The sequence below is a fragment of the Pseudomonas kermanshahensis genome (genome assembly GCF_014269205.2).
GTDB lineage: Bacteria > Pseudomonadota > Gammaproteobacteria > Pseudomonadales > Pseudomonadaceae > Aquipseudomonas > Aquipseudomonas kermanshahensis.
Window position 1 is genome coordinate 1,590,673 of the sequence record NZ_JABWRY020000001.1, and the last position, 21,955, is coordinate 1,612,627.

General features: G+C 64.1%; 13 protein-coding genes. 3 read left to right on the forward strand and 10 right to left on the reverse strand.

What is annotated here, in order from left to right:
* Nucleotide 1 precedes the first annotated feature (1 nt).
* Together HU764_RS07280 and HU764_RS07285 are read right to left on the reverse strand one after the other, a co-directional pair.
* Complete coding sequence (locus HU764_RS07280; protein WP_225935621.1) at nt 2–211, reverse strand: hypothetical protein; 210 nt, start codon at nt 209–211, stop codon at nt 2–4.
* 97 nt (nt 212–308) lie between these two features.
* Complete coding sequence (locus tag HU764_RS07285) at nt 309–470, reverse strand: hypothetical protein (RefSeq protein ID WP_003251307.1); 162 nt, start codon at nt 468–470, stop codon at nt 309–311.
* 141 nt (nt 471–611) lie between these two features.
* Here HU764_RS07285 and HU764_RS07290 point away from each other — a divergent pair, with 141 nt between their 5' ends.
* The 3 genes from HU764_RS07290 to glgB all read left to right on the forward strand — a co-directional run bounded on the left by HU764_RS07290 (nt 612) and on the right by glgB (nt 8,371).
* Complete coding sequence (locus HU764_RS07290) at nt 612–2,630, forward strand: alpha-1,4-glucan--maltose-1-phosphate maltosyltransferase (RefSeq protein ID WP_186703730.1); 2,019 nt, start codon at nt 612–614, stop codon at nt 2,628–2,630.
* Between the two features lie 212 nt (nt 2,631–2,842).
* A complete protein-coding gene (gene treS / locus HU764_RS07295; protein ID WP_186703731.1) occupies nt 2,843–6,160 on the forward strand; it encodes a maltose alpha-D-glucosyltransferase in 3,318 nt (1,105 codons plus the stop codon).
* Nucleotides 6,161–8,371 (forward strand): 1,4-alpha-glucan branching protein GlgB, encoded by a 2,211-nt coding sequence (gene glgB / locus HU764_RS07300; protein ID WP_099454766.1) that lies wholly within the window; start codon nt 6,161–6,163, stop codon nt 8,369–8,371.
* Between the two features lie 159 nt (nt 8,372–8,530).
* Here the strand turns inward: glgB and HU764_RS07305 are convergent, their stop codons facing one another.
* From HU764_RS07305 to glgA, 8 genes are all read right to left on the reverse strand, one after another.
* Entirely contained in the window at nt 8,531–9,607 is a 1,077-nt protein-coding gene (locus tag HU764_RS07305; protein WP_186703732.1) for an autotransporter domain-containing protein, read from the reverse strand.
* Nucleotides 9,608–9,924: 317 nt separating this feature from the next.
* Nucleotides 9,925–10,719, reverse strand: a complete 795-nt coding sequence (locus HU764_RS07310) for an endonuclease/exonuclease/phosphatase family protein (protein WP_085272611.1) — start codon at nt 10,717–10,719, stop codon at nt 9,925–9,927.
* Between the two features lie 64 nt (nt 10,720–10,783).
* Nucleotides 10,784–12,937: a glycogen debranching protein GlgX gene (gene glgX / locus HU764_RS07315; protein ID WP_186680864.1), complete on the reverse strand. Its 2,154-nt coding sequence runs from the start codon at nt 12,935–12,937 to the stop codon at nt 10,784–10,786.
* Between the two features lie 152 nt (nt 12,938–13,089).
* Entirely contained in the window at nt 13,090–13,338 is a 249-nt protein-coding gene (locus HU764_RS07320) for a DUF2934 domain-containing protein (RefSeq protein ID WP_186680867.1), read from the reverse strand.
* 14 nt (nt 13,339–13,352) lie between these two features.
* The gene (locus tag HU764_RS07325) at nt 13,353–16,127 is read right to left on the reverse strand and encodes a malto-oligosyltrehalose synthase (protein ID WP_186703733.1); all 2,775 of its coding nucleotides are present in this window, start codon (nt 16,125–16,127) and stop codon (nt 13,353–13,355) included.
* The gene (gene malQ / locus HU764_RS07330; RefSeq protein WP_186703734.1) at nt 16,124–18,193 is read right to left on the reverse strand and encodes a 4-alpha-glucanotransferase; all 2,070 of its coding nucleotides are present in this window, start codon (nt 18,191–18,193) and stop codon (nt 16,124–16,126) included. Before malQ ends, HU764_RS07325 begins: the two co-directional genes overlap by 4 nt.
* On the reverse strand, nt 18,190–19,932 hold the full coding sequence (treZ, locus tag HU764_RS07335; RefSeq protein WP_186703735.1) for a malto-oligosyltrehalose trehalohydrolase: 1,743 nt from the start codon (nt 19,930–19,932) through the stop codon (nt 18,190–18,192). Before treZ ends, malQ begins: the two co-directional genes overlap by 4 nt.
* Before the next feature lie 14 nt (nt 19,933–19,946).
* Nucleotides 19,947–21,506, reverse strand: coding sequence for a glycogen synthase GlgA (gene glgA / locus HU764_RS07340; RefSeq protein ID WP_099454759.1), 1,560 nt, complete (start codon nt 21,504–21,506; stop codon nt 19,947–19,949).
* Nucleotides 21,507–21,955: the final 449 nt, after the last annotated feature.

A 21,955-nucleotide genomic window follows, 5' to 3' on the forward strand; every position in this document is an offset into this window, starting at 1 on the left:
GTCAGCGAAACCTTATCGCCTCGCCAAGCGCCTCGGCCAGTTCGCCTAGCGTGCGGTAATCGCGATCCAGAGGGATACCGTGGCATATCTCCAGCCACATTAACGCGAACTCACACTTGTCCTTGTCCAGGTGCGCAAGGCGAGTGCCCGTGTCGGGATCGACCACACCAGCATTCTGGAAGCAGTCGATTACATGCCGTGTGATGTCCACGATGATGAGTTCTCCTGCCCGCAATAAGGAGAACTCATCTTCAGCACAACCGGCAGACACCGCTACTGGCAAAAATATCAGTAGCGGTGGTCTACCCTTAAGCCTTCACCGGTGGCTCCTGGCTCGGCGGGTCGCCCACCGTTGGCGGCACGGTCGGCTTGATCGGCAGCTCGTCCGGATCCTCTTCCGGCACGGGTGGCGGCAAGCTGGGGTCGTCGATGTTTGGATCGGGGGTTTCCGGTGGAATGGGAATGTTCATGGCCTGACCTCGCGTGGGTGAATGAAGAGGTGCTGCAGGCTCTGACTGTCAGGGGCTGCCGTTCGCTCAATTTATTTGAACCCCTACGCCCGCGCCCGGCTCTGAACCCTTACCGCCACCAGCCTAAGGGAGCAAGGTCCGATGTCACGAAACGAGCCCTTCGAAAGCGTGCCCATGGCGAACGATCACCCGGACCAGGCCATCAGCCTGGCCCAGGCGCTGCTGGCGCCGCGCATCGTGATCGAAAGCACGCAACCTGCGCTCGACGGCGGCACGTTCGCCACCAAGGCCATCAGCGGCCAGGCGGTCGCGGTCAGCAGCAAGGTGTACAGCGACGGCCATGACCGCCTCGCTGTGATGCTCAACTGGCGCCAGGCCCACAGCCGGCGCTGGCACTGCGTGCCTATGCATTCGCCCGGCAATGACCTGTGGCTGGGCGAGTTCACCCCAACGGAGCTGGGCCCGCACCTGTTTAGTATCGAGGCCTGGATCGACCCGTTCGCCACTTATTGCCACGACCTGGAGAAGAAGTACCACGCTGGCGTCGAGGTCAAGCTGGAGCTTGAGGAAGGCCGTCTTCTGCTGGGCAAAGGCGCAGAGCGCAGCGAGGGCTTCTTGCGTGAACAGATCGTAGCCTTGCAGGCGCGGCTGCCGACACTGCCTGAGGATGACCAGGTGGCGCTGTTGCTGGGCCCTGAAGCCACACGGCTGATGACCGAAGCCGAGCACCGCAGCTACCTTACGCGCAGCAGCGAATTCCCCGTCGACGTCGACCGCCCGGCGGCGCAGTTCGCCAGCTGGTATGAATTGTTCCCGCGGTCGATCACCGACAGCCCCGAGCGCCATGGTACCTTCAACGACGTGCACGAACGCCTGCCGATGATCCGCGACATGGGCTTTGACGTGCTGTACTTCCCGCCCATTCACCCGATTGGCAAAAAACACCGCAAGGGCCGCAACAATGCCTTGCAGGCAGCGCCCAATGACCCAGGCAGCCCTTACGCCATCGGCAGCCCCGAAGGCGGCCACGACGCCATTCACCCGGAACTGGGCACCCGTGAAGACTTCCGTCGCCTGGTGGCCGCGGCTGCAGAGCATGGCCTGGAAATCGCCCTGGACTTCGCCATACAGTGCTCGCAAGACCACCCTTGGCTCAAGGAGCACCCCGGCTGGTTCAGTTGGCGCCCCGACGGCACCATCCGCTATGCGGAAAACCCGCCGAAAAAGTACCAGGACATTGTCAACGTCGACTTCTATGCCCCAGAGGCCGTGCCTTCGCTGTGGTTGGCCCTGCGTGACGTGGTGGTTGGTTGGGTCGAGGAGGGCGTGAAGACCTTCCGCGTCGATAACCCTCACACCAAACCGTTGCCGTTCTGGCAATGGCTGATCGCCAATGTGCGCAGCCAGCACCCGGATGTGATTTTTCTGGCCGAGGCCTTCACCAAGCCGGCGATGATGGCGCGCTTGGGTAAGGTCGGCTACACCCAGAGCTACACCTATTTCACTTGGCGCAACAGCAAGCAGGAGCTGAGCGAGTTTTACGAAGAGCTCAACCAGCCGCCGTGGAGCCTGTGCTACCGGCCCAACTTCTTCGTCAACACGCCGGACATCAACCCGTTTTTCCTGCACACCTCGGGGCGGGCGGGTTTTCTTATTCGCGCGGCTTTGGCGACCATGGGGTCGGGGTTGTGGGGTATGTATTCGGGCTTCGAACTGTGCGAAGCCACGCCGCTGCCCGGCAAAGAGGAATACCTGGACTCGGAGAAGTACGAAATCCGCCCGCGTGATTTCACCCAACCCGGCAACATCATTGCCGAAATCGCCCAGCTCAACCGCATCCGCCGGCAGAACCGCGCTTTGCAGACTCACCTTGGGGTGGCGTTTTTCAATTGCTGGAACGACAACATCCTGTACTTCGCCAAGCGCACGCCCGAGCGCGACAACTTCATTTTGGTGGCGATCAGCCTCGACCCGCACAACGCCCAGGAAGCCAGCTTCGAGCTGCCGCTGTGGGAGTTGGGCCTGGACGATAACGCCGACACTGTTGGCGAAGACCTGATGAACGGCCACCGCTGGACCTGGCATGGCAAGACCCAATGGATGCGCATCGAGCCCTGGCATCAGCCGTTTGGTATCTGGCGAATTGAAAAGGCCCGTTAGGCCTTCAAGCCGGGGGCCGCTGTGCGGCCCATCGCCGGCAAGCCGACTCCCACAGGGGCCGGCGTCGGCTGCGAGCTTTGCAGTCAAATGACAGGCCCGGTGCTGCCTGTGAAACCAGCACAAAACCTGTGGGAGCTGGCTTGCCGGCGATGGGCTGCGCAGCAGCCCTAAAACCAGGTAGCGCGCATCCGCAGAATTGAAAGGAGTCACCCATGGCCAAGCGTTCCCGACCAGCAGCCTTTATCGATGACCCGCTGTGGTACAAGGACGCGGTGATTTATCAGCTGCACATCAAGTCGTTCTTCGATGCCAACAACGACGGCATCGGCGATTTCGCCGGGTTGATCAGCAAGCTCGACTACATCGCCGAACTGGGCGTCAACACCCTCTGGCTGCTGCCGTTCTACCCCTCGCCACGGCGCGATGACGGCTACGACATCGCCGAGTACAAAGCTGTGCACCCCGACTACGGCAGCATGGCCGATGCCCGGCGCTTCATCGCCGAGGCGCACAAGCGCGGCCTGTGGGTGATTACCGAACTGGTCATCAACCACACCTCCGACCAGCACCCGTGGTTCCAGCGCGCCCGCCTGGCCAAGCGGGGCAGCAAGGCACGCGACTTCTACGTGTGGTCGGATGACGACCAGAAATACGACGGCACGCGCATCATCTTCCTCGACACCGAGAAGTCCAACTGGACCTGGGACCCAGTCGCCGGCCAGTATTTCTGGCACCGCTTCTATTCGCACCAGCCAGACCTGAATTTTGATAACCCGCAAGTGCTCAAGGCGGTGATCGGGGTGATGCGCTTCTGGCTCGACCTGGGCGTCGACGGCCTGCGCCTGGACGCCATCCCCTACCTGATCGAGCGCGACGGCACCAACAACGAAAACCTCGCCGAGACCCACCGGGTGCTCAAGGCGATCCGTGCCGAGATCGACGCCAACTACCCCGACCGCATGCTGCTGGCCGAAGCCAATCAATGGCCCGAAGACACCCGCCCGTACTTTGGCGAGGGCGATGGCGACGAATGCCACATGGCCTTTCACTTCCCGCTGATGCCGCGCATGTACGTGGCCCTGGCCATGGAGGACCGCTTCCCGATCACCGACATCCTGCGCCAAACCCCGGAAATCCCCGCCAACAGCCAGTGGGCGATTTTCCTGCGCAACCACGATGAGCTGACCCTGGAGATGGTCACCGACCGCGAACGCGACTACCTGTGGAACTACTACGCCGAAGACCGCCGCGCCCGCATCAACCTTGGCATCCGCCGCCGCCTGGCGCCGCTGTTGCAACGTGACCGACGGCGCATCGAACTGCTGACCAGCCTGCTGCTGTCGATGCCGGGCACACCGACCTTGTACTACGGTGATGAACTGGGCATGGGCGATAACATCTACCTGGGCGACCGCGACGGCGTGCGCACCCCCATGCAATGGTCGCCGGACCGCAATGGCGGGTTCTCTCGCGCCGACCCGCAGCGCCTGGTGCTGCCACCGATCATGGACCCGCTGTACGGCTACCAGACGGTCAACGTCGAGGCCCAGTCCCACGACCCGCATTCGTTGCTCAACTGGAACCGCCGCCTGCTGGCTGTGCGCAACCAGCAGAAGGCGTTTGGCCGTGGCAGCATCCGCATGCTCACGCCGAGCAACCGGCGCATCCTCGCGTACATCCGCGAGTACACCGACCAAGAGGGCAATAGCGAAGTGATTCTTTGCGTGGCCAACGTGTCCCGCGCCGCCCAGGCCGCGGAACTCGAGCTGTCGCAATACGCCGATAAAGTACCGGTGGAGATGCTAGGCGGCAGCGCCTTTCCCCCGATCGGCCAGCTGCCGTTTTTGCTGACATTGCCGCCCTATGCTTTTTACTGGTTCCTGCTGGCGTCGCACGACCGCATGCCCAGCTGGCATATCCAGGCCACCGAGGGGTTACCCGAATTGACCACACTGGTGCTGCGCAAGCGCCTGGAAGAGCTGCTCGAGGCGCCTTCCAGCGAGATGTTAGAAGGCTCGATCCTGCCGCAATACCTGCCGAAACGGCGCTGGTTCGCCGGCAAGGAAGGGCCGATCGACCAGGTTCGCCTGCGTTATGGCGTGCGTTTTGGCACGGCCACCACGCCGGTATTGCTCGGCGAACTGGAAGTGCTCAGCGATGGCGTCGCCAACCACTACCAACTGCCGTTCGGCCTGTTGCCCGAAGAGCAGATCAACAGTGCCTTGCCCCAGCAGTTGGCATTGTCGCGCGTGCGCCGTGGCCGACAGGTTGGTTTGATCACCGACGCCTTCGTCCTTGAGCCATTCATCCGCGCTGTACTACGGGCCTGCCAGGAACGCCACCGGCTGCCCTGTGGCAATGGCCTGGGCGAGCTGCGTTTCGAGTGCACCGAACAGCTTGCCAAGCTGGGGCTCACCGAAGAGAGCCCTGTGCGCTACCTCAGCGCCGAGCAGTCCAACAGCTCGGTGGTAGTTGCCGATCGGGTGGTGCTCAAGCTGATCCGCCGGGTCAACCCAGGCATTCATCCAGAACTTGAGATGAGCGCCTACCTGACTGCGGCGGGCTTTACCAATATTTCACCGTTGCTGGGGTGGGTCAGCCGCGTGGACGAGCACGCCACCCCGCACCTGTTGATGATCGCCCAGGGCTACCTGAGCAATCAGGGCGATGCCTGGGCCTGGACCCAGAACACCCTGGAGCGGGCCATCCGCGACGAGATGGAACCGACCAGTTCTGCCAGCGAAGCCCACACCGATGCTTTGGCCGAACTCGATGGCTTTGCTGCCTTGTTGGGCCAGCGTCTGGGCGAGATGCACGTGTTGTTGGCAGCGCCAACCGAAGATGCGGCCTTTCAGCCGCGCATAAGCGATGCCCAGGACAGCGAGCGCTGGGGCACCCAGATCACTGCCGAGCTGACCCACGCCCTCGACCTGCTGGCCCAGCACCGCGACAGCCTGGACAGCGACAGCCAGGCGTTGGTCGACGACCTGCAGCAACAGCGCGACGGCCTGACCCAGCACATCGACAACCTCGCCCGGCAAGCCCAAGGCGGCCTGTTGATGCGCGTGCATGGCGACCTGCACCTGGGCCAGGTACTGGTGGTGCAGGGTGATGCTTACCTGATCGATTTCGAGGGCGAACCGGCGCGCCCACTGGAAGAACGCCGGGCGCGTCACAGCCCCTACAAAGATGTCAGCGGCGTGCTGCGATCCTTCGACTATGCTGCTGCGATGATTCTGCGCAACGCCTCTGCGGTGGACCTTTCCGACCCGGCGCGCAAGGCTCGGCAACGGGTTGCCAGGCACTACCTGCACCAATCCCGTCATGCGTTTGTCGAGGCCTATGGCTTGGCTACCGCTGCCATGCCCCACGCCTGGCAACAGGCCGAAGGCGAGCGCGCCGCGCTGGAATTGTTCTGCCTGGAAAAGGCCGCGTACGAAATTACATACGAAGCTGAAAATCGACCGAATTGGCTGGCCGTGCCTTTGCATGGCTTGCATGGACTGATCAGTACCTGGGGAGAGTCATAGATGAATGCAACCACGCGTGATACCGGCGGTCTTCGGCAACGGGACCTCGACGCCCTGGCCCGCGCCGAGCACGCCGATCCATTTGCGGTACTTGGCCCCCATGGCGACGGCGCCGGCGGGCAGTGGGTCCGCGCCTTCCTGCCCAATGCCCTGAATGCGCGCGTACTGTCGCGCCACGACGGCCGCGTGCTCGCCGAAATGGTGCAGGCCAGCTTGCCTGGGCTGTTTACCGCGCACCTTGATGACGCACAGCCCTACCTGTTGCAAATCGGCTGGGCCGGTGGTGAGCAGGTGACCGAAGACCCGTACAGCTTTGGCCCGCAGTTGGGTGACATGGACCTTTACCTGTTCGCCGAAGGCAACCACCGTGACCTGTCCGGGCGCTTTGGTGCCCAGCCGATGCAGGCCGATGGCATCGACGGCGTGTGCTTCTCGGTGTGGGCGCCGAATGCGCGGCGGGTGTCGGTGGTGGGTGACTTCAACAATTGGGACGGCCGCCGCCACCCGATGCGCCTGCGCCACAGCGCTGGGGTGTGGGAGCTGTTCGTGCCGCGGCTTGGCGTGGGTGAAACCTACAAGTTCGAAGTGTTGGGCAAAGAGGGCGTGCTGCCGCTGAAAGCCGACCCGCTGGCCCGCGCCACCGAGCTGCCGCCGAGCACCGCGTCAAAGGTCGCCGGTGCGCTCAGCCACCCTTGGCAAGACCACGACTGGATGGCGCAGCGTGCGCAACGTCACGCCTACAACGCGCCCCTGTCGATCTACGAATTGCATGTCGGCTCGTGGCAGTGCGAGCTGGATGACCTGGGCGAGGTGGCGCGTTACTACAACTGGCGCGAGCTGGCCGAACGCCTGGTGCCCTATGTGCAGGCGCTGGGCTTCACCCACATCGAACTGATGCCGATCATGGAGCACCCGTTCGGCGGCTCCTGGGGCTATCAGCCCCTGTCGATGTTCGCGCCCACCTCACGCTACGGCAGTGCCGAAGACTTCGCCGCCTTCATCGATGCCTGCCACCAAGGCGGCATCGGTGTGATCCTCGATTGGGTGCCGGCGCATTTCCCTACCGACGAGCACGGCCTGGCACGCTTCGACGGCACGGCCCTGTACGAATACGAAAACCCCCTGGAGGGCTACCACCAGGACTGGAACACGCTGATCTACAACCTTGGGCGCAACGAGGTGCGTGGCTTCATGCTGGCCTCGGCATTGCTCTGGCTCAAGCAGTTCCACATCGACGGCCTGCGTGTCGATGCCGTGGCGTCGATGCTGTACCGCGACTACTCACGCAAGGCCGGCGAATGGGTGCCCAACCGCCATGGTGGGCGCGAGAACCTGGAGGCCATCGATTTCATCCGCCACCTCAATGGCGTGGCGGCACACGAAGCCCCTGGCGCGTTGATCATCGCCGAAGAATCCACCGCCTGGCCCGGCGTCAGCCAGCCGATCCAGCAGGGCGGCCTGGGTTTTGCCTACAAGTGGAACATGGGCTGGATGCACGACACCTTGCACTACATCCAGAACGACCCGATTCACCGCACTTATCATCACAACGAGATGAGTTTCGGGCTGATCTATGCCTATTCCGAGCACTTCATCCTGCCGATTTCCCACGATGAGGTGGTGCACGGCAAGCACTCGCTGATCGACAAGATGCCAGGCGACCGCTGGCAGAAGTTCGCCAACCTGCGTGCCTACCTCACGTTCATGTGGGCGCACCCGGGCAAGAAGCTGTTGTTCATGGGCTGTGAATTTGGCCAGTGGCGCGAGTGGAACCACGACAGCGAGCTGGACTGGTACCTGCTGCAGTACCCCGAGCACAAGGGCGTGCAGCGCCTGGTCGGCGACCTCAACCGCCTGTACCGCGAGGTGCCTGCGCTGCATGAGCAGGACTGCCAGCCCCAGGGCTTCCAGTGGCTGATCGGTGATGACGCGCAAAACAGCGTGTATGCCTGGCTGCGCTGGAGCAGCAATGGCGAGCCGTTATTGGTGGTGGCCAACTTCACCCCGGTGCCGCGCGAGGGCTACCGCATTGGCGTGCCATTTGGCGAGCGTTGGGAAGAGCTGCTCAACAGCGATGCCGAACTGTATGCCGGCTCCAACGTGGGTAACCTGGGGGCGGTGGTAAGCGAAGCCGTCACCAGCCACGGGCAGCCGTTGTCGCTGGCGCTCAACCTGCCGCCGCTGGGCGTGTTGATCCTCAAGCCTGCCTGAGCGGGGCAAACATTGCCCGTGTAGGAGCAGCCTTGTGCTGCGAAGAGGCCGGTGAAAGCACAGTGACTCTAGGCTGCTTTCACCGGCCTCTTCGCAGCACAAGGCTGCTCCTACAGGCAGGCATACCATCGCATGCGCAGCACAAGGGCTATAGGCCGGCTACCACCGCATCCGCACCCCAAGGCTGCCGATCAGCCCATTGAGGTCATTGTCATCCACATCGCTGCTGTAATCCGCACTCACGAACAGCGCCACATTCGGCGTCACCCGGGCCACCAGGCCCAACCCTAATTCCACAGTGGTCGAGTACCGCGAGCTGGAGATCTTGTCGACCTGGTCCAGCTTCACCTCTTCAGCATTGCTGAAGTCATACCAGACGTTGGTGCGTACATAGGGTTCGATGGGCATGCCGCGCACTTCGTAGCGCCCGGACAATTTGGCACCGACCCGGCCGCTCCAGCTGGGCTGGCTGTCGAACGCCTGCAGCGTCTCTTCCTGGACGCGGCTGCCGGGGAAAAACTGTTGGTTGATCAACTGCGCCTGTGGCTCGATCACCCAACCGCCGCCCAAGCCAATCGGGAAGCCGCCTTCCAGGGAGAAGGTCATGGCATGGCCGCTGTCGTCCAGGCGCTGGCCACTTTCGCCACGGCCATTGATGTCGATGCGCGAACCCATGGCCACGGCATCCAGGTGCCAACCCCGTTCATGGGTCATGCTCCAGTACACCCCCAGGCTCTCGCCACTCAGGTTCACCGCATTGCGTTGCTTGTCGCCCAGCAGGGGGCGAATACCGTTGAAGCTGCTTTGCAGGTTGTTGTGGCCGACAAAAATCCCCGCGCGGTGCACATTGCCTGCGCCGGTCTCGCGCAGGAACAGGTCTGGGCCAACCAGCAGTTGCTGGCTGGGGGCTTCGAGCTGGTCAGGCGGTTGTGCACCGGTGCGCGTGGCACCCGGGAAAAACTGCGACCACTGGCTGGCGACCAGGTCCGGTGCCGCCTGCCCGTGGCGTTCGGTCATTTTCTCCGAAAACGCGTTCAATGTGCCGAGGCTCACGCCGCTGGCGCTGACCGGGTCGAGCGATAGCTGCGGCATCGCCGGTTGTTGTAGGAAGCTGGGAGAGGTCGGGTCGTCCTGCAGTTCGAACGCGAAAGTTTCCACTGGGGTTGCCAGAAGCAGCGACGTGGAAACCGCGTAGAAAATGCTGTCGAAGCACAAGGGATTCGAGGTTCTTTTCATGGCGGATCTCCGTTTATTTTTGTGGTACAGCCCAAGGACCTGGCCTGTTGTCACGAGCTGTACGGCAAAAACAGTGGGCGACCCAAACCAGCACGCCTGCTTTTGCAAACGCGCACGAAGGCGCGAGCTAGAGGCCCGGCGCGAGATCTTTACGACTAGATAATGTTCAGCTAAGGAGAGGGAGCGGCTTGCGTCAAGAAAGCGTGAAGGTTGTGTTCATTGCACATGATTTGGTTCAAGTGGCTGATTTGTTGAGTTAAATGGTCGGGTATAGCAAGGTTCGCTATTTGTGGATGCCTGGCTATGAAGAATGATTGCTACAGCTTGACCTCGACCGACAGCGGCAGATGGTCGGAGAGGTGCGTCCAAGGTTTATGCCCCAGAATCTGCGGCGCATGGCTTTGCGCATTGCGCAGGTAGATGCGGTCCAGGCGCAGCAGCGGCATACGCGCCGGGTAGGTACGTGCGAGGTGGCCGTGGTGCCGTTCGAACGCTTCGTGCAGGTCGTTGCGCAGGCCCAGGGTGCGATTGCCGCGCAGCTTCCAGTCGTTGAAGTCGCCAGCGATGATAACGGGTGCACCTTCGGGCAGAGACTCGAGGAGCCTGCGCAGCAACTGCAGTTGCTGTTGGCGATGGCTCTCCAGCAGCGACAAGTGCACGCAGATGGCATGCACCTGATGCGGGCCAGGTACATCGAGCACGCAATGCAGCAAGCCGCGGCGCTCGGGGCCGGTGATCGACACGTCGAGGTTGCGGTGTTCGATGATCGGGTATTTCGACAGCAGGGCGTTGCCGTGGTGGCCGTCGGGGTATACGGCATTGCGGCCGTAGGCGAAGTCGCTCCACATGCTGTCAGCGAGAAATTCGTACTGGGACGTCTGCGGCCAGCCGGGGTAGCGCGCGGCGTGGCGATCGTGGCTGCCGAGCACCTCCTGCAAGAACACGATATCGGCCTGGGTACTGCGCACCGCTTCGCGCAGTTCCGGCAGGATGAAGCGCCGGTTGAAGGCGGTGAAGCCCTTGTGGGTGTTGACCGTCAGCACCCGCAGCCGGTGCACGGCTGGGGCCTGGTCAACAGTGGCGAAACCGGGGCTGCTGGCTTCGAGCTTCACAGGGGCTCCCACAAGGTCATCATCGGGGCGGTTTAATGCTAGGACCCGCCTGGGGTAGGTGGGTTCACTCGTCCTCGTGCTGCAACACCATCAACAACATCGAGCGCCCCTTCACCTCGAAGGTACTCTCGAACTGCAAGTGCTGGCCCTTGCGCAGCTCTGGCCGATCCGTGTCGACCAGGCAGCTCCAGTAGTCCCCGTCGGGCACCGCCGGCAGCTGGAACGGCACGGTGTCGTGGTGGGCATTGACGATCAGCAGCACCGTCGCCTCGGCGCCGGGCCGGGCGATGCCGCTGACCTGCGCGCGCCCGTCGATCAGCATGCCCAGGCAGCGGCCATGAGGGTCTTCCCACTGCTCGACGCTCATCTCGCTGCCATCCGGCGCCAGCCAGGTGACATCCTTGACCCCGATTGCCTCGTTGTAGTCGCCGACCAAAAAGCGTGAGCGGCGCAGCACCGGGTAGGCCAGGCGCAGCCGGGTCAGGCGCTTGACGAAGGCCAGCAGCGCGGTGCCGTCTTCGTCCAGGTCCCAGTTGACCCAGCCGATCTCGCTGTCCTGGCAATAGGCGTTGTTGTTGCCATGCTGGGTGCGGCTGAACTCGTCGCCAGCGACAATCATCGGCGTGCCCTGGGCGAACAGCAGGGTGGCGAAGAAGTTGCGCATCTGGCGCATGCGCAGGGCATTGATTTCAGGGTCTTCGGTAGGCCCTTCAGCGCCGCAGTTCCAGGACAGGTTGTTGTCGGTGCCGTCCTGGTTATTCTCGTCGTTGTCCTCGTTGTGCTTGCCGTTGTACGACACCAGGTCGCGCAAGGTGAAGCCATCGTGGGCGGTGACGAAATTGACCGAGGCATAGGGGCGCCGACCACGGTTGTTGAACATGTCCCCTGACGCGGTCATGCGCGAGGCGAAGTCGGCCAACTGGCCTTCGTCACCTTTCCAGAATGCCCGCACGGTGTCGCGGAAGCGGTCGTTCCACTCTGCCCAGCCCGGCGCGAAGTTACCCACCTGATAGCCGCCAGGGCCGCAGTCCCAAGGTTCGGCAATCAGTTTGACCTGGCTCAGCATCGGGTCCTGGCGGCACGCCACGAGGAAGCCGTGGCGTTCGCTGTAGCCGTCGTGGTAGCGGCCGAGGATGGTGGCCAGGTCGAAGCGGAAGCCATCCACATGCATCTCGCCGGCCCAGTAGCGCAGCGAGTCGGTGACCAGTTGCAGCACGCACGGGTGGCTCAGGTCGAGGGTATTGCCGGTGCCGGAGTCGTTGATGTAGTAACGCTTGTCGTCGGGCATCAGCCGGTAGTAGGAGGCATTGTCGATGCCGCGCATGGACAGCGTCGGGCCACGCTCGTTGCCCTCGGCGGTGTGGTTGTAGACCACATCCAGGATCACCTCCAACCCGGCGTCATGCAGGTGCGCGACCATCTCCTTGAACTCGGCGATCTTGCCGCTGGCGAGGTAACGGGGGTGTGGTGCGAAGAAGGCGATGCTGTTGTAGCCCCAGTAATTGTTCAGGCCTTTGTCCAGCAGGTGCTGGTCGTTGACGAAGGCATGGATCGGCAGCAGCTCGATACTGGAAACGCCCAGCTCTTTGATGTGCTTGAGCAGCTCGTCGTTGGCCAGGCCAGCGAAGGTGCCGCGCAGTTCTTCCGGCACCGCCGGGTGGCGCATGCTGATGCCGCGGGTGTGGGCTTCGTAGAGGATGGTGCGCTCCCACGGCACCTGCACGCGCTGATCGCGGCCCCAGGTGAAGGCCGGGTCGATGACTTTGCATTTGGGCACGAAGGGCGCGCTGTCGCGTTCATCGAACGACAGGTCGCCGTCGGGGTGGCCGATGGTGTAGCCGAACAGCGCCTCGGACCATTTCAGGCTGCCGACCAGTTGTTTGGCGTACGGGTCGATCAGCAGCTTGTTGGGGTTGAAACGGTGGCCGTTCTCGGGCTCGTAAGGGCCGTAGACGCGGTAGCCGTAGACCAGCCCCGGGTGCGCGTCGGGCAGGTAGCCGTGGTAGATCTCGTCGGTGTATTCCGGCAGCTCGATGCGTTCGATTTCCTGCTCGCCGGTGGAGTCGAACAGGCACAGCTCGACCTTGGTGGCGTTGGCCGAGAACAGGGCGAAGTTGACCCCAAGCCCGTCCCAGGTGGCGCCAAGGGGGAAGGGCATGCCTTCGCGAATGCGCGAGGGGGCGACCGAGCGGGTTTTCTTCGGGGTACGGGGGCTCATGGCAGTCCTCGAGTGACCGTGGTGGAAGGGGGATATGTAGGCCTGACCGGGCCCCTTCGCGGGGCAAGCCCGCTCCCACAGGATCATCACCACGCTTGAGGCAGTGGGGCCCTGTGGGAGCGGGCTTGCCCCGCGAAGGGGCCCGGTCAGGTTTAACCGGCGGCGGGCTTTTTCACCGCCCGGGGCTTCTTCACAGCTGCAGGTTTTGCAACCGGTTCTGCCGCTGCCTTAGGCTTGGCCGCCGCCTTTTTGCGCGGTGCTGCCTTGGGGGCAAGTGCTTCAGCTTCGGCAAGCTTGCGCGCCATCTCCCAGTGGCGTTCCTCCTCACCCACAGGCTTACCTTCCGATTCCCAGATCTGGTAGGCAAATTCACGGATACGTTTCTCATCGACACTCATCATGACGCTCCTGATGCTCAAGATTGTTGTATCAACACATTGACCGGAAATTCCGACAGTACGGCGCTCAACAGCAGCTCCTTTGTAGGGCTGACCGCAGCACTGGAGAAAAGTCCCGTCGAGTTGGCAGGCGACAAGGCAAACGGCAGTATCAGCCGGGTATCGTCCCAGTTATGGGCCGGGATCAACGGTGTAGGGGCGCCGCCGAGCAGGCTGCTGGCCAGGCGTGGCGCAATGACAATGGCGCGTTCGTCGTCACCCAGGCGGGCAAAGGCCAGCACCTTGTCGGCATGCCGACCCTGCACGTTCAGCGGCAGGTAGGCACCACGCCGGAACAGCTCGGCATGCGCCTGGCGGCAGTCCAGCACCCGCGCGATCAAGGCCTGCTTGATGCGGCCGTCGCGCCAGTGCGCCAGCAACTCGGCGGGGGTAGTGGCGTCGTCCAGGGTGCGGCGCCTGAGCGCGTAATCGACGGGGCGGCGGTTGTCCGGGTCGACCAGGCTGAAGTCCCAGTATTCGTTACCCTGGTACAGGTCGGGCACGCCGGGCATGGTCATGCGCAACAGCGTCTGGACCAACCCATTGAGTGCGCCAGGGCAGGCGATGAGCTGGGCGGCATCGGCCACGGACTTGCGCAGCTGCTGGTTCTCGTCATCCAGCAGCAGGCCGTCGATGTAGCTGGCGCAGGCGGCCTCGTAGGCCTCGTTCGGGGCATTCCAGCTGCTGCGCAACTTGGCTTCACGCAGGGCCTTCTGTTGCCATTGCCGCAGGCGCTCGGCGTACTGGCGCAGGGCGCCGTCATCGTGCGGGTCCAGGTTTAGCGGCCAACTGCCCAGCAACGTCTGCAGCAGCATCAGCTCATCGCCAGGGCTGGGGGCCAGGCCGTCATCCAGTTGCGCCCGCAGCGGCGCCGCCAACTCGCGCCAATGCTCCACCCGGCTGGCCAGCCACGGGCCGCGTTCGCTGAGCACGGCCAGGCGGGCGCGGGTGTCTTCGCCGCGCTTGTGGTCATGGGTGGCGGTGGCCAGCAGGCTGTCGGGGAAGTCGCGCAGGCGCCGCTGGGCTTCGTTATGGAACACTTCGCTGCCTGCGCTGAAACGCTCGGCCTCGAAGCCCACATCGTTGCGCGACAGCAACCGGGCGCTGCGGTAGAACGCCGTGTCTTCCACGGCCTTGGCGGCGCTGGGCGCGGTCAGTTGCTGGAAGCGCACACAGGCATGGCGCAAGTGCTTGCGTGGCCGGCCCGGTGGCAGGCGGAGCCAGGGCTGGCCACCGAGCCATTGTTCGAGCTGGTCGAGCAGCGGCCAGTCCGCTTCGCTGAGGTCTTGGCGGGCATTGGCCAGGGCTTGCTGGAAGAAGGCTTCATCTTCTGCAGGGCGCCCGCAGGCGTTGAAGTAGGTGCGGTACACCGGGTAGTGCGCGACCAGCGCCTGCAACGCCCGGCGGATTGCGCCTAGGGTCAGGTCGCGGGTCATCAGGTCGTCGCGGGCCACCTGCAGCAAGGCCTGGGCCACCGATTCGCAGTCACCGGCCAGGCTGGCATTGAGCACCAGGTGGCGAGCCAAGCGTACTTCCTCGGGGAAGTCTGGGCGCTCGCTGACGTTGGCCCACAATTCGGTTAACGGCGCCTCGCCGGCCGGGTCGTGTTGCAACAGCGAGACCTGGTTCATGAACTCGTAGCCGGTGGTGCCGTCGGTAAGCCAGTCTTGGTGCAGGTGCTCGTCGGCGCCGAGGATTTTTTCCACGTAGAGAGGGAAGTGTTCCAGCGCCGCGTTCAGTGGCCGCCGCGCCAACAGGCTGTCGACCCGGCGGCGCAGCTTGCGGCAATAGCCGCGGGGGTCGGCCAGGCCGTCGATATGGTCGATGCGCAGGCCATCCACCAGGCCGCGCTCGATCAGCTCGAACAGCTTGGCGTGGGTGGCCTCGAACACCGCTGCACGCTCGACCCGCAGGCCGCCCAGCTCGTTGATGTCGAAGAAGCGCCGCCAGTTGATGTCGTCGGCGGCGGTGCGCCAGCTGGCCAGGCGATAGGTCTGGCGTTCAAGCAGCAGGTGCAGGCGTTTGAGGCCGGCCTCGCTGCGGCTATCGAACGCGATGAGGGCCGATTCGAGGTCGGCGCCGTCGTTTACCAGGCGCGCCAGCTCAGCCTGCAAGGGCAGGGCATCGTTCAGCGGTTTGGCACTGTCGCTCAGCGCGGTGAAGTGCGCGGCCAACGCCTGCAAGGCGGGCTCAGGGCTTTGCGCGAGGATCCAGCCATAGTCGATTGGGCAGATCGGGAAGCGATGGTCGTAATGGGCAACTTCCAGCACGCCGTGCTGCTTGTCGAAGGTCAGCGGGATCTCGCCTTGCTTCAAGGCTGCGCCGTAGTCGCTGCCGAGGAAGGGCAGCAATAACTGGCCGGCCAGCAGGGGGTCGCTGGAGTGCCACTGAATGTCGAAAAACTCCGCATACGGGCTGCGCCGGCCCCAGGCCAGCAGGCTTTGCCACCAGGGGTTGTCGGCACCGCCCACGGCCATGTGGTTGGACACGGTGTCGAGGATCAGCCCCATGCCGTGCTGGCGCAGGGCAGCGACCAGGCGCTGCAGCGCCGCCTCGCCGCCGAGCTCCGGGTTGACCTGGGTCGGGTCGACCACGTCGTAGCCGTGGCGTGAGCCGGCGCGGGCTTTGAGGATCGGCGAGGCATACAGGTGGCTGATGCCTAACTGGGCGAAATACGGCACCAGCGGCACCGCGTGGTCGAGGGTGAAGTCGCTGTGAAATTGCAGGCGTAAGGTCGCGGTCAGGGGTTTCATCGGTCACGCTCCCAGGCTTGTTCGCGGGCCTGGGCCAGCAGTTCCAGGCGCCGTGCGGCGTCTTCGTCGTCGAGCAGTTCGCGCACCGGCATAGCAAAGCGCCGGCGCCAGTTGGGGTGGCCTGCGGTGGTGCCAGGCAGGTTGGGTTGCTCGTCGCAGCCCAGCAGGTCTTCGAGGGGCACCAGCACCAGCGGGGCGCGGGTGTGGCCGACGTAGCGGATGGCGGCGTCGATCACCGCGTCGTTATCGGGTAGCGGGCCGTAGTTGGCCTCCAGGGTGCGGCGCAGGCCGTTGTGTTCTTTTTGGCGGTCGTGGCGCCAGTGCAGTTCGTTGGCGGCATCGATCAAGTGCAGGCGATGGAACCAGTCGATGTCGCGGTTTTCCAGCCAGCCGGCCAGCGGCGCCAGGTCATGGGTGCCGGTGGTGGCCAGGGCGCTGTCGGGCCAGTCGAGAATGGGCTTGAAGTGGCCAGGTTGAGTCTGTTCGAAAGGCAGCACGCGCATGCCCAGCACGGCCTTGTCGGCCAGCTGTTCGCGCAGGCCTTCGGGCACGGTGCCGAGGTCTTCGCCGAGGATGACCGCCTGGTGCCGAACCGATTCCAGCGCCAGCAGGCGCAGCAGGTCGTCGAGCGGGTAATTCAGGTAAGCGCCTTCGCTGGGTTTGGCGCCACGCGGGATCAACCACAGCCGGCGCAGGCCCATGACGTGGTCGATGCGCAGGCCGCCGGCGTGGGCGAGGTTGGCCCGCAGCATCTCGATGAACGCGCGGTAGCCGTTGCGTTTGAGGCCTTCGGGCGAGAAGGCGCAAATGCCCCAGTCCTGCCCCGAACGGTTGAGAATGTCGGGCGGCGCGCCGACTTTTAGGTTGGCCAGCAACTCGTCCTGGCGGCTCCAGGCCTGGCTGCCGGCGCCGTCGGCACCCACCGCCAGGTCGGCGATCAGGCCGACCGACATGCCATTGCCCCGCGCGGCCTCTTGGGCGCGTTGCAGGCTACGTTCGGTCAGCCACTGGCAAAAGGCGTGGAACTCGACCTTGGCCGGGTAGGCGCTGGCGAAGGCCTCGACTTCGGGGTGGTAGGGGTCGTGCCAGGCGCGGGGCCAATTGCGCCAGTCGGCGCCCAGGCCATGCTCCACCGCTTGCGCTTGCAACACTTCGAAGCGGCAATGGTGTTCCAGGGCTTGGCCAGCGGCCGCGCGGTAGCTGTCGAAGTCCTTGCGCAGCGGGTGGTCGCCCTGGCTGAAGTCCTGGTACAGGGCTTCGAGCAGGCGCAGGCGAGCAGCAGCGGCGCGCGGCCAGTCGACCAGCGGCTGCTGCTCGAGGTCTTCGAGCACCTGTTCCAAGCCGCAGGCTTCGATCGCCATGCGCACGGCGCGCTCGCCGAACAGCGCGGCTGGGCTGGCATAGAGGGTATTGAGTAACAGGCGGCTGGAGGGCGAGTAGGGGCTGTAGTGCTCCTGGTCGATGGCCGACAGCGCGTGAATCGGGCTGATCGCCAAGGCATCGGCGCCGCGCTCGGCGGCGGTGCGCGCCAGTTGTTCCAGTGCCAGGCAGTCGCCATAGCCACCATCGCCAGTGCGCCGCAGGCTGTACAGCTGCACGGCCAGGCCCCAACAGCGTGGGGGCGGTTGCGCCACGCTGTCGGCCAGGCTGTAGCAGCGTGAAGGCGCCACGGCCACGGTGCAGGTGCGGCCGTCGATTTCCAGTGCGTGGTAGCCGAGGGGCAGCTCGGCAGCCAGGCGCCCCTGGTTGTCCAGGGTAAGGGTGCGCTGGCTGTTGTCTTCCAAGGTGCAACGCACGGTGCTGTTGGCGCTGAAGTAGCGGCCCAGCGCCAGGGGTTGGCCAAGCTCGACGGTCAACAAGGGCGGCAGGTGTTCGCTGTCTTCGGCGGCCTCCACGGCGCGCAGGCTGGCTTGGATGGCGTTTTCGTCGGCGGCGGGGTGGCCGAGGCCTTCGAGGACATTGCGCAGTACGTCATCGCTGACTCGCTGCGGCCGGGCATTGGCATCGATCCAGTCGCGGCTAAGCCCGACGCGGGCCGCCAAACGGTGCAGGGCGGTTTCGCTCATGGGCGCTCCTGGCCAGGGGGAAGCAGGCTGACCACGCAGCTATACGCGGTCAGGGACGTATCGGGGTGGCGGGTGTCACTGCTGTCGAACAGCCGGCTTTCGGCGGGTGGCAGCGCGACGGCTTGGGGGCTTGCGGACAGGTTGAGGTCAATGCGCAAGGTGTTGCCGTCGCCCAACTGCCAACGTGCGGTCAGCGCTTTGTCGCCGTGCACGTCAACGCCCAGCGCGCGGCTGCCCGGCAAGTGCGGGATGACGTGGCGGCGGCGCAAGTCGAGCAACTGATGATAGAGGCCATGCCAACCGGCAATGACGTCCTTGTTTTGCGGCCGTGACGAGGCAAAGGTCTGTGCGGCATTGGGGTCGGGGATGCGTTCACGCTGCTCGGGGTCGGCGAACGCGGCGAAGTGGGCAAACTCGCCCCGCCGGCCTTCGCGCACCGCATCGGCCAATTCGTCATGGAAGTCGGTAAAGAACAGGAACGGGCTGCAACTGCCATCCTCCTCGCCCATGAACAACAACGGGATCATCGGCGCCAGCAGCAACAGGCCGGTGGCTGCCCGCAAAGCCTGCGGCGGGCAGAGGCGGGTCAGGCGCTCACCCAGTGCGCGATTGCCGATTTGGTCGTGGTTTTGCAAGAACAGCACGAATGAACTGGGCTCGAGATGCCCGCTTGGCTCGCCCCGTGGCGTGCCATGGCGGTTGGCCTGGCCCTGGAACACGAAGCCTTCCGACAGGCAGCGGGCCAACTGGTCGATGGGGCGGTGTTTATAGTCGGCGTAGTAGCCTTCGGTTTCGCCGGTCAGCAGCACGTGCAGGGCGTTGTGGCCATCGTCGTTCCACTGGGCATCGAAACCCTGCTCTAGCAAAAAGGCTTGGTTGTGCTCGTTCTCCAGCACCAGCCAGATATGCCGGCCGGGCGCCACGGCAGCACGCACCCGTTGCGCCAGCTCGACCAGAAAGTCCGGCTGGTCGATGGCATGCACCGCATCCAGGCGCAGGCCGTCGCAGCGGTAGTCGCACAGCCACATCAAGGCGTTCTGGATGAAAAACTCGCGCACTTCTGCGCGGCGGAAGTCGATCGCCGCGCCCCAGGGCGTTTGCCGGTCTTCGCGAAAGAACGGGCTGGCGTACTGGTGCAGGTAATTACCATCCGGGCCAAAGTGGTTGTAGACCACGTCCACCAACACCATCAACCCTTCGCCGTGCGCCTGGTCGACCAGCGCGCACAGTTGCTGCGGGGTGCCGTAGGTGTTTTGCGGCGCGAACGGCAGCACGCCGTCGTAACCCCAGTTGCGTTCGCCCGGGAACTGCCCCAGCGGCATCAGCTCGATGGCGCTGATGCCGATTTCGGCCAGGCGCGGCAACCGCCGGGCAACCCCGGTGTAACCGTCCAGCACGCCGACGTGCAATTCCTGGATGACGGCCTCATGCCACGGTCGGCCCTGCCAGGGGTGTTGCCAGGCATAGCTGGCAACATCCACCACTTCGCTGGGCCCTTGCACCCCTTCGGGCTGGTAGCGCGACGCGGGGTCGGCGACCAGCAATGTGCCGTCGACCCGGTAACGATACCGATCACCGGCCTGACACGGGGCAACGCCCGTGTACCAGCCATCATTGTCGGGCAGCAGTGCTACAGCAGGCTGCTGCTCCAGTTCCACGCTCACGCTGCGCGCATCCGGCGCCCAGAGGGCGAAGCGCGCCGACGTGGCGTCCAGCAAGTGTGCGCCATGCCTGTGCATCTTCGGTTCTCCGCTCAGTAATGGCTGACCTGTGCCTGCTTGACCAAGTCCTCGTAAAGGCGGGCGTAGGGTTCCACCGCCTGGCACCAGTTGAACGGCTGGGTCATCGACAGGCAGCGCATGGCGTTGAGCAGGTCTTTCTTGCCGTAGACATAGAAGGCGCGGCTGAGCGCCTCACGGTAGCTCTCGATGGTCGATTCGTTGAACAGGAAACCGGTGACACCGCACTCGATGGTATCGGCCAGGCCGCCGGTATTACGCGCCACCGGCAGCGAACCGAAGCGCTGCGCGTACATCTGGCTGAGGCCGCACGGCTCATAGCGCGAGGGCATCAGCAGGAAATCACTGCCGGCGAACATGCGCCGGGCGTCGGTTTCGTTGAAGCCGATGCGCACGCCGATGCGGCCGGGGTGACGCAGCGCCAGTTCGCGCATGGCCTGTTCTTCTTCCGGCTCGCCACGGCCGATGATCGCGATCTGCCCGCCTTGCTCGACGATGTAGTCGGCCACGCCCAGGGTCAGGTCTAGGCCTTTCTGGTAGACCAGGCGCGAGACCACGGCAAACAACGGCCCTTCGGAAGGTTCCAGCTCGAACAGCTGGCGCACCGCTTCGGCGTTACGCGCCTTGCCGGCCCAGTCGTTGATGCTGAAGTTGTGTTGCAGGTGTTTGTCGGTGGCCGAATCCCAGCTTTCGTCGATGCCGTTGGGAATGCCGCCCAGCAGGCCTTGCTGGGCCTTGGCCGAGAGGAAACCATCCAGGCCGCAGCCAAACTCCGGCGTGGTGATTTCCCGGGCATAGGTGGCGCTGACCGTGGTGATGTGGCTGGAGTAGGCCAGGCCCGCCTTGAGGAACGACAGTTTGCCGTAGAACTCCATGCCTTCTTGCTGCATGGCATGCTCGGGGATCGCCAGTTCCGGGCTGCAGCCACGGCTATAGACGCCCTGGTAGGCCAGGTTGTGAATGGTGAACAACGTCGGCGTGTTCAGCCCGCGCCAATGCATGTAGGCGGGCGCCAGGCCGGCGGGCCAGTCGTGGGCATGCACCACTTCGGGCTTCCAGTGGATCATGCCTTCGCCTGCGGCAATTTCGGCGGCGGCCAAGCCCAGGCGTGCGAAGCGGATGTGGTTATCGGGCCAGTCGCGACCATTGTTGGCACCATAGGGAGTGCCATCACGCTGGTACAACTCAGGGCAGATCAACACATAGATGACCAGGCCGTCAGCCAAGTCCATACGCCCGATCTTGCACGGCGGCAGCGCCGCATGGCCGCCCAGTTCGCCGACAATGTGAATCGGGTTGTCGCTTTCCATCACCTGGCGGTAGCCGGGGATCAATACCCGTACATCATGCAGATGCGCCAAGGCGCGAGGCAGGGCGGCGGAGACATCGCCCAGCCCGCCGGTCTTGACCAGGTCGGCGATCTCCGAGGTGACGAACAGAATCTTGCGTTTGTTCGGGTTGTGCTGGCGCTGGGCGCCGGGTGCCTTGCCTGTCGTGGCGAAATCCGGGGTAAGCGGCTCGCGGTTGTCCGGGTTGAATGAATCTACGTGAGGCTCGACAGCGGCACTGATCATACTTCTCTCCGTCCCTATGCTTGGCCGGGTGCTGGCACCCGTGGTGTTATCTCGTGTTGGTTCTCTCTAATACAAAACTGTGTAGTGCTATCCATGCCCCTGAGTCGTGCGCACAGGCTCAACGCGATCAGCATTCCGGCCGACGGCGATTGGACTGATTGGGGTTGGCGGGCCCTGGTGGGGAAGCCCCCTTTGCACGTGCCCTACTTAATTGCTGACCCACCGCCGTTTGTGAAAGTTCGACTTTTCTACGTCACTCTTCCTCTGAGCAAATGGCGGGCCGAAAGCTGAGTGTAGGAGAGAAGAAGTAAAAAAGGTGACCCACTGGTCACTTTCGTTATGGCTGATTTAGACGCAAACGTTGGCGAATGTGACTGGATGTGAACAGGGGTGATCGAGGGTGGGGCAGGCGGGAAGGGCGGCGCGTCGTCATGGGGCGCGTGCGTGTT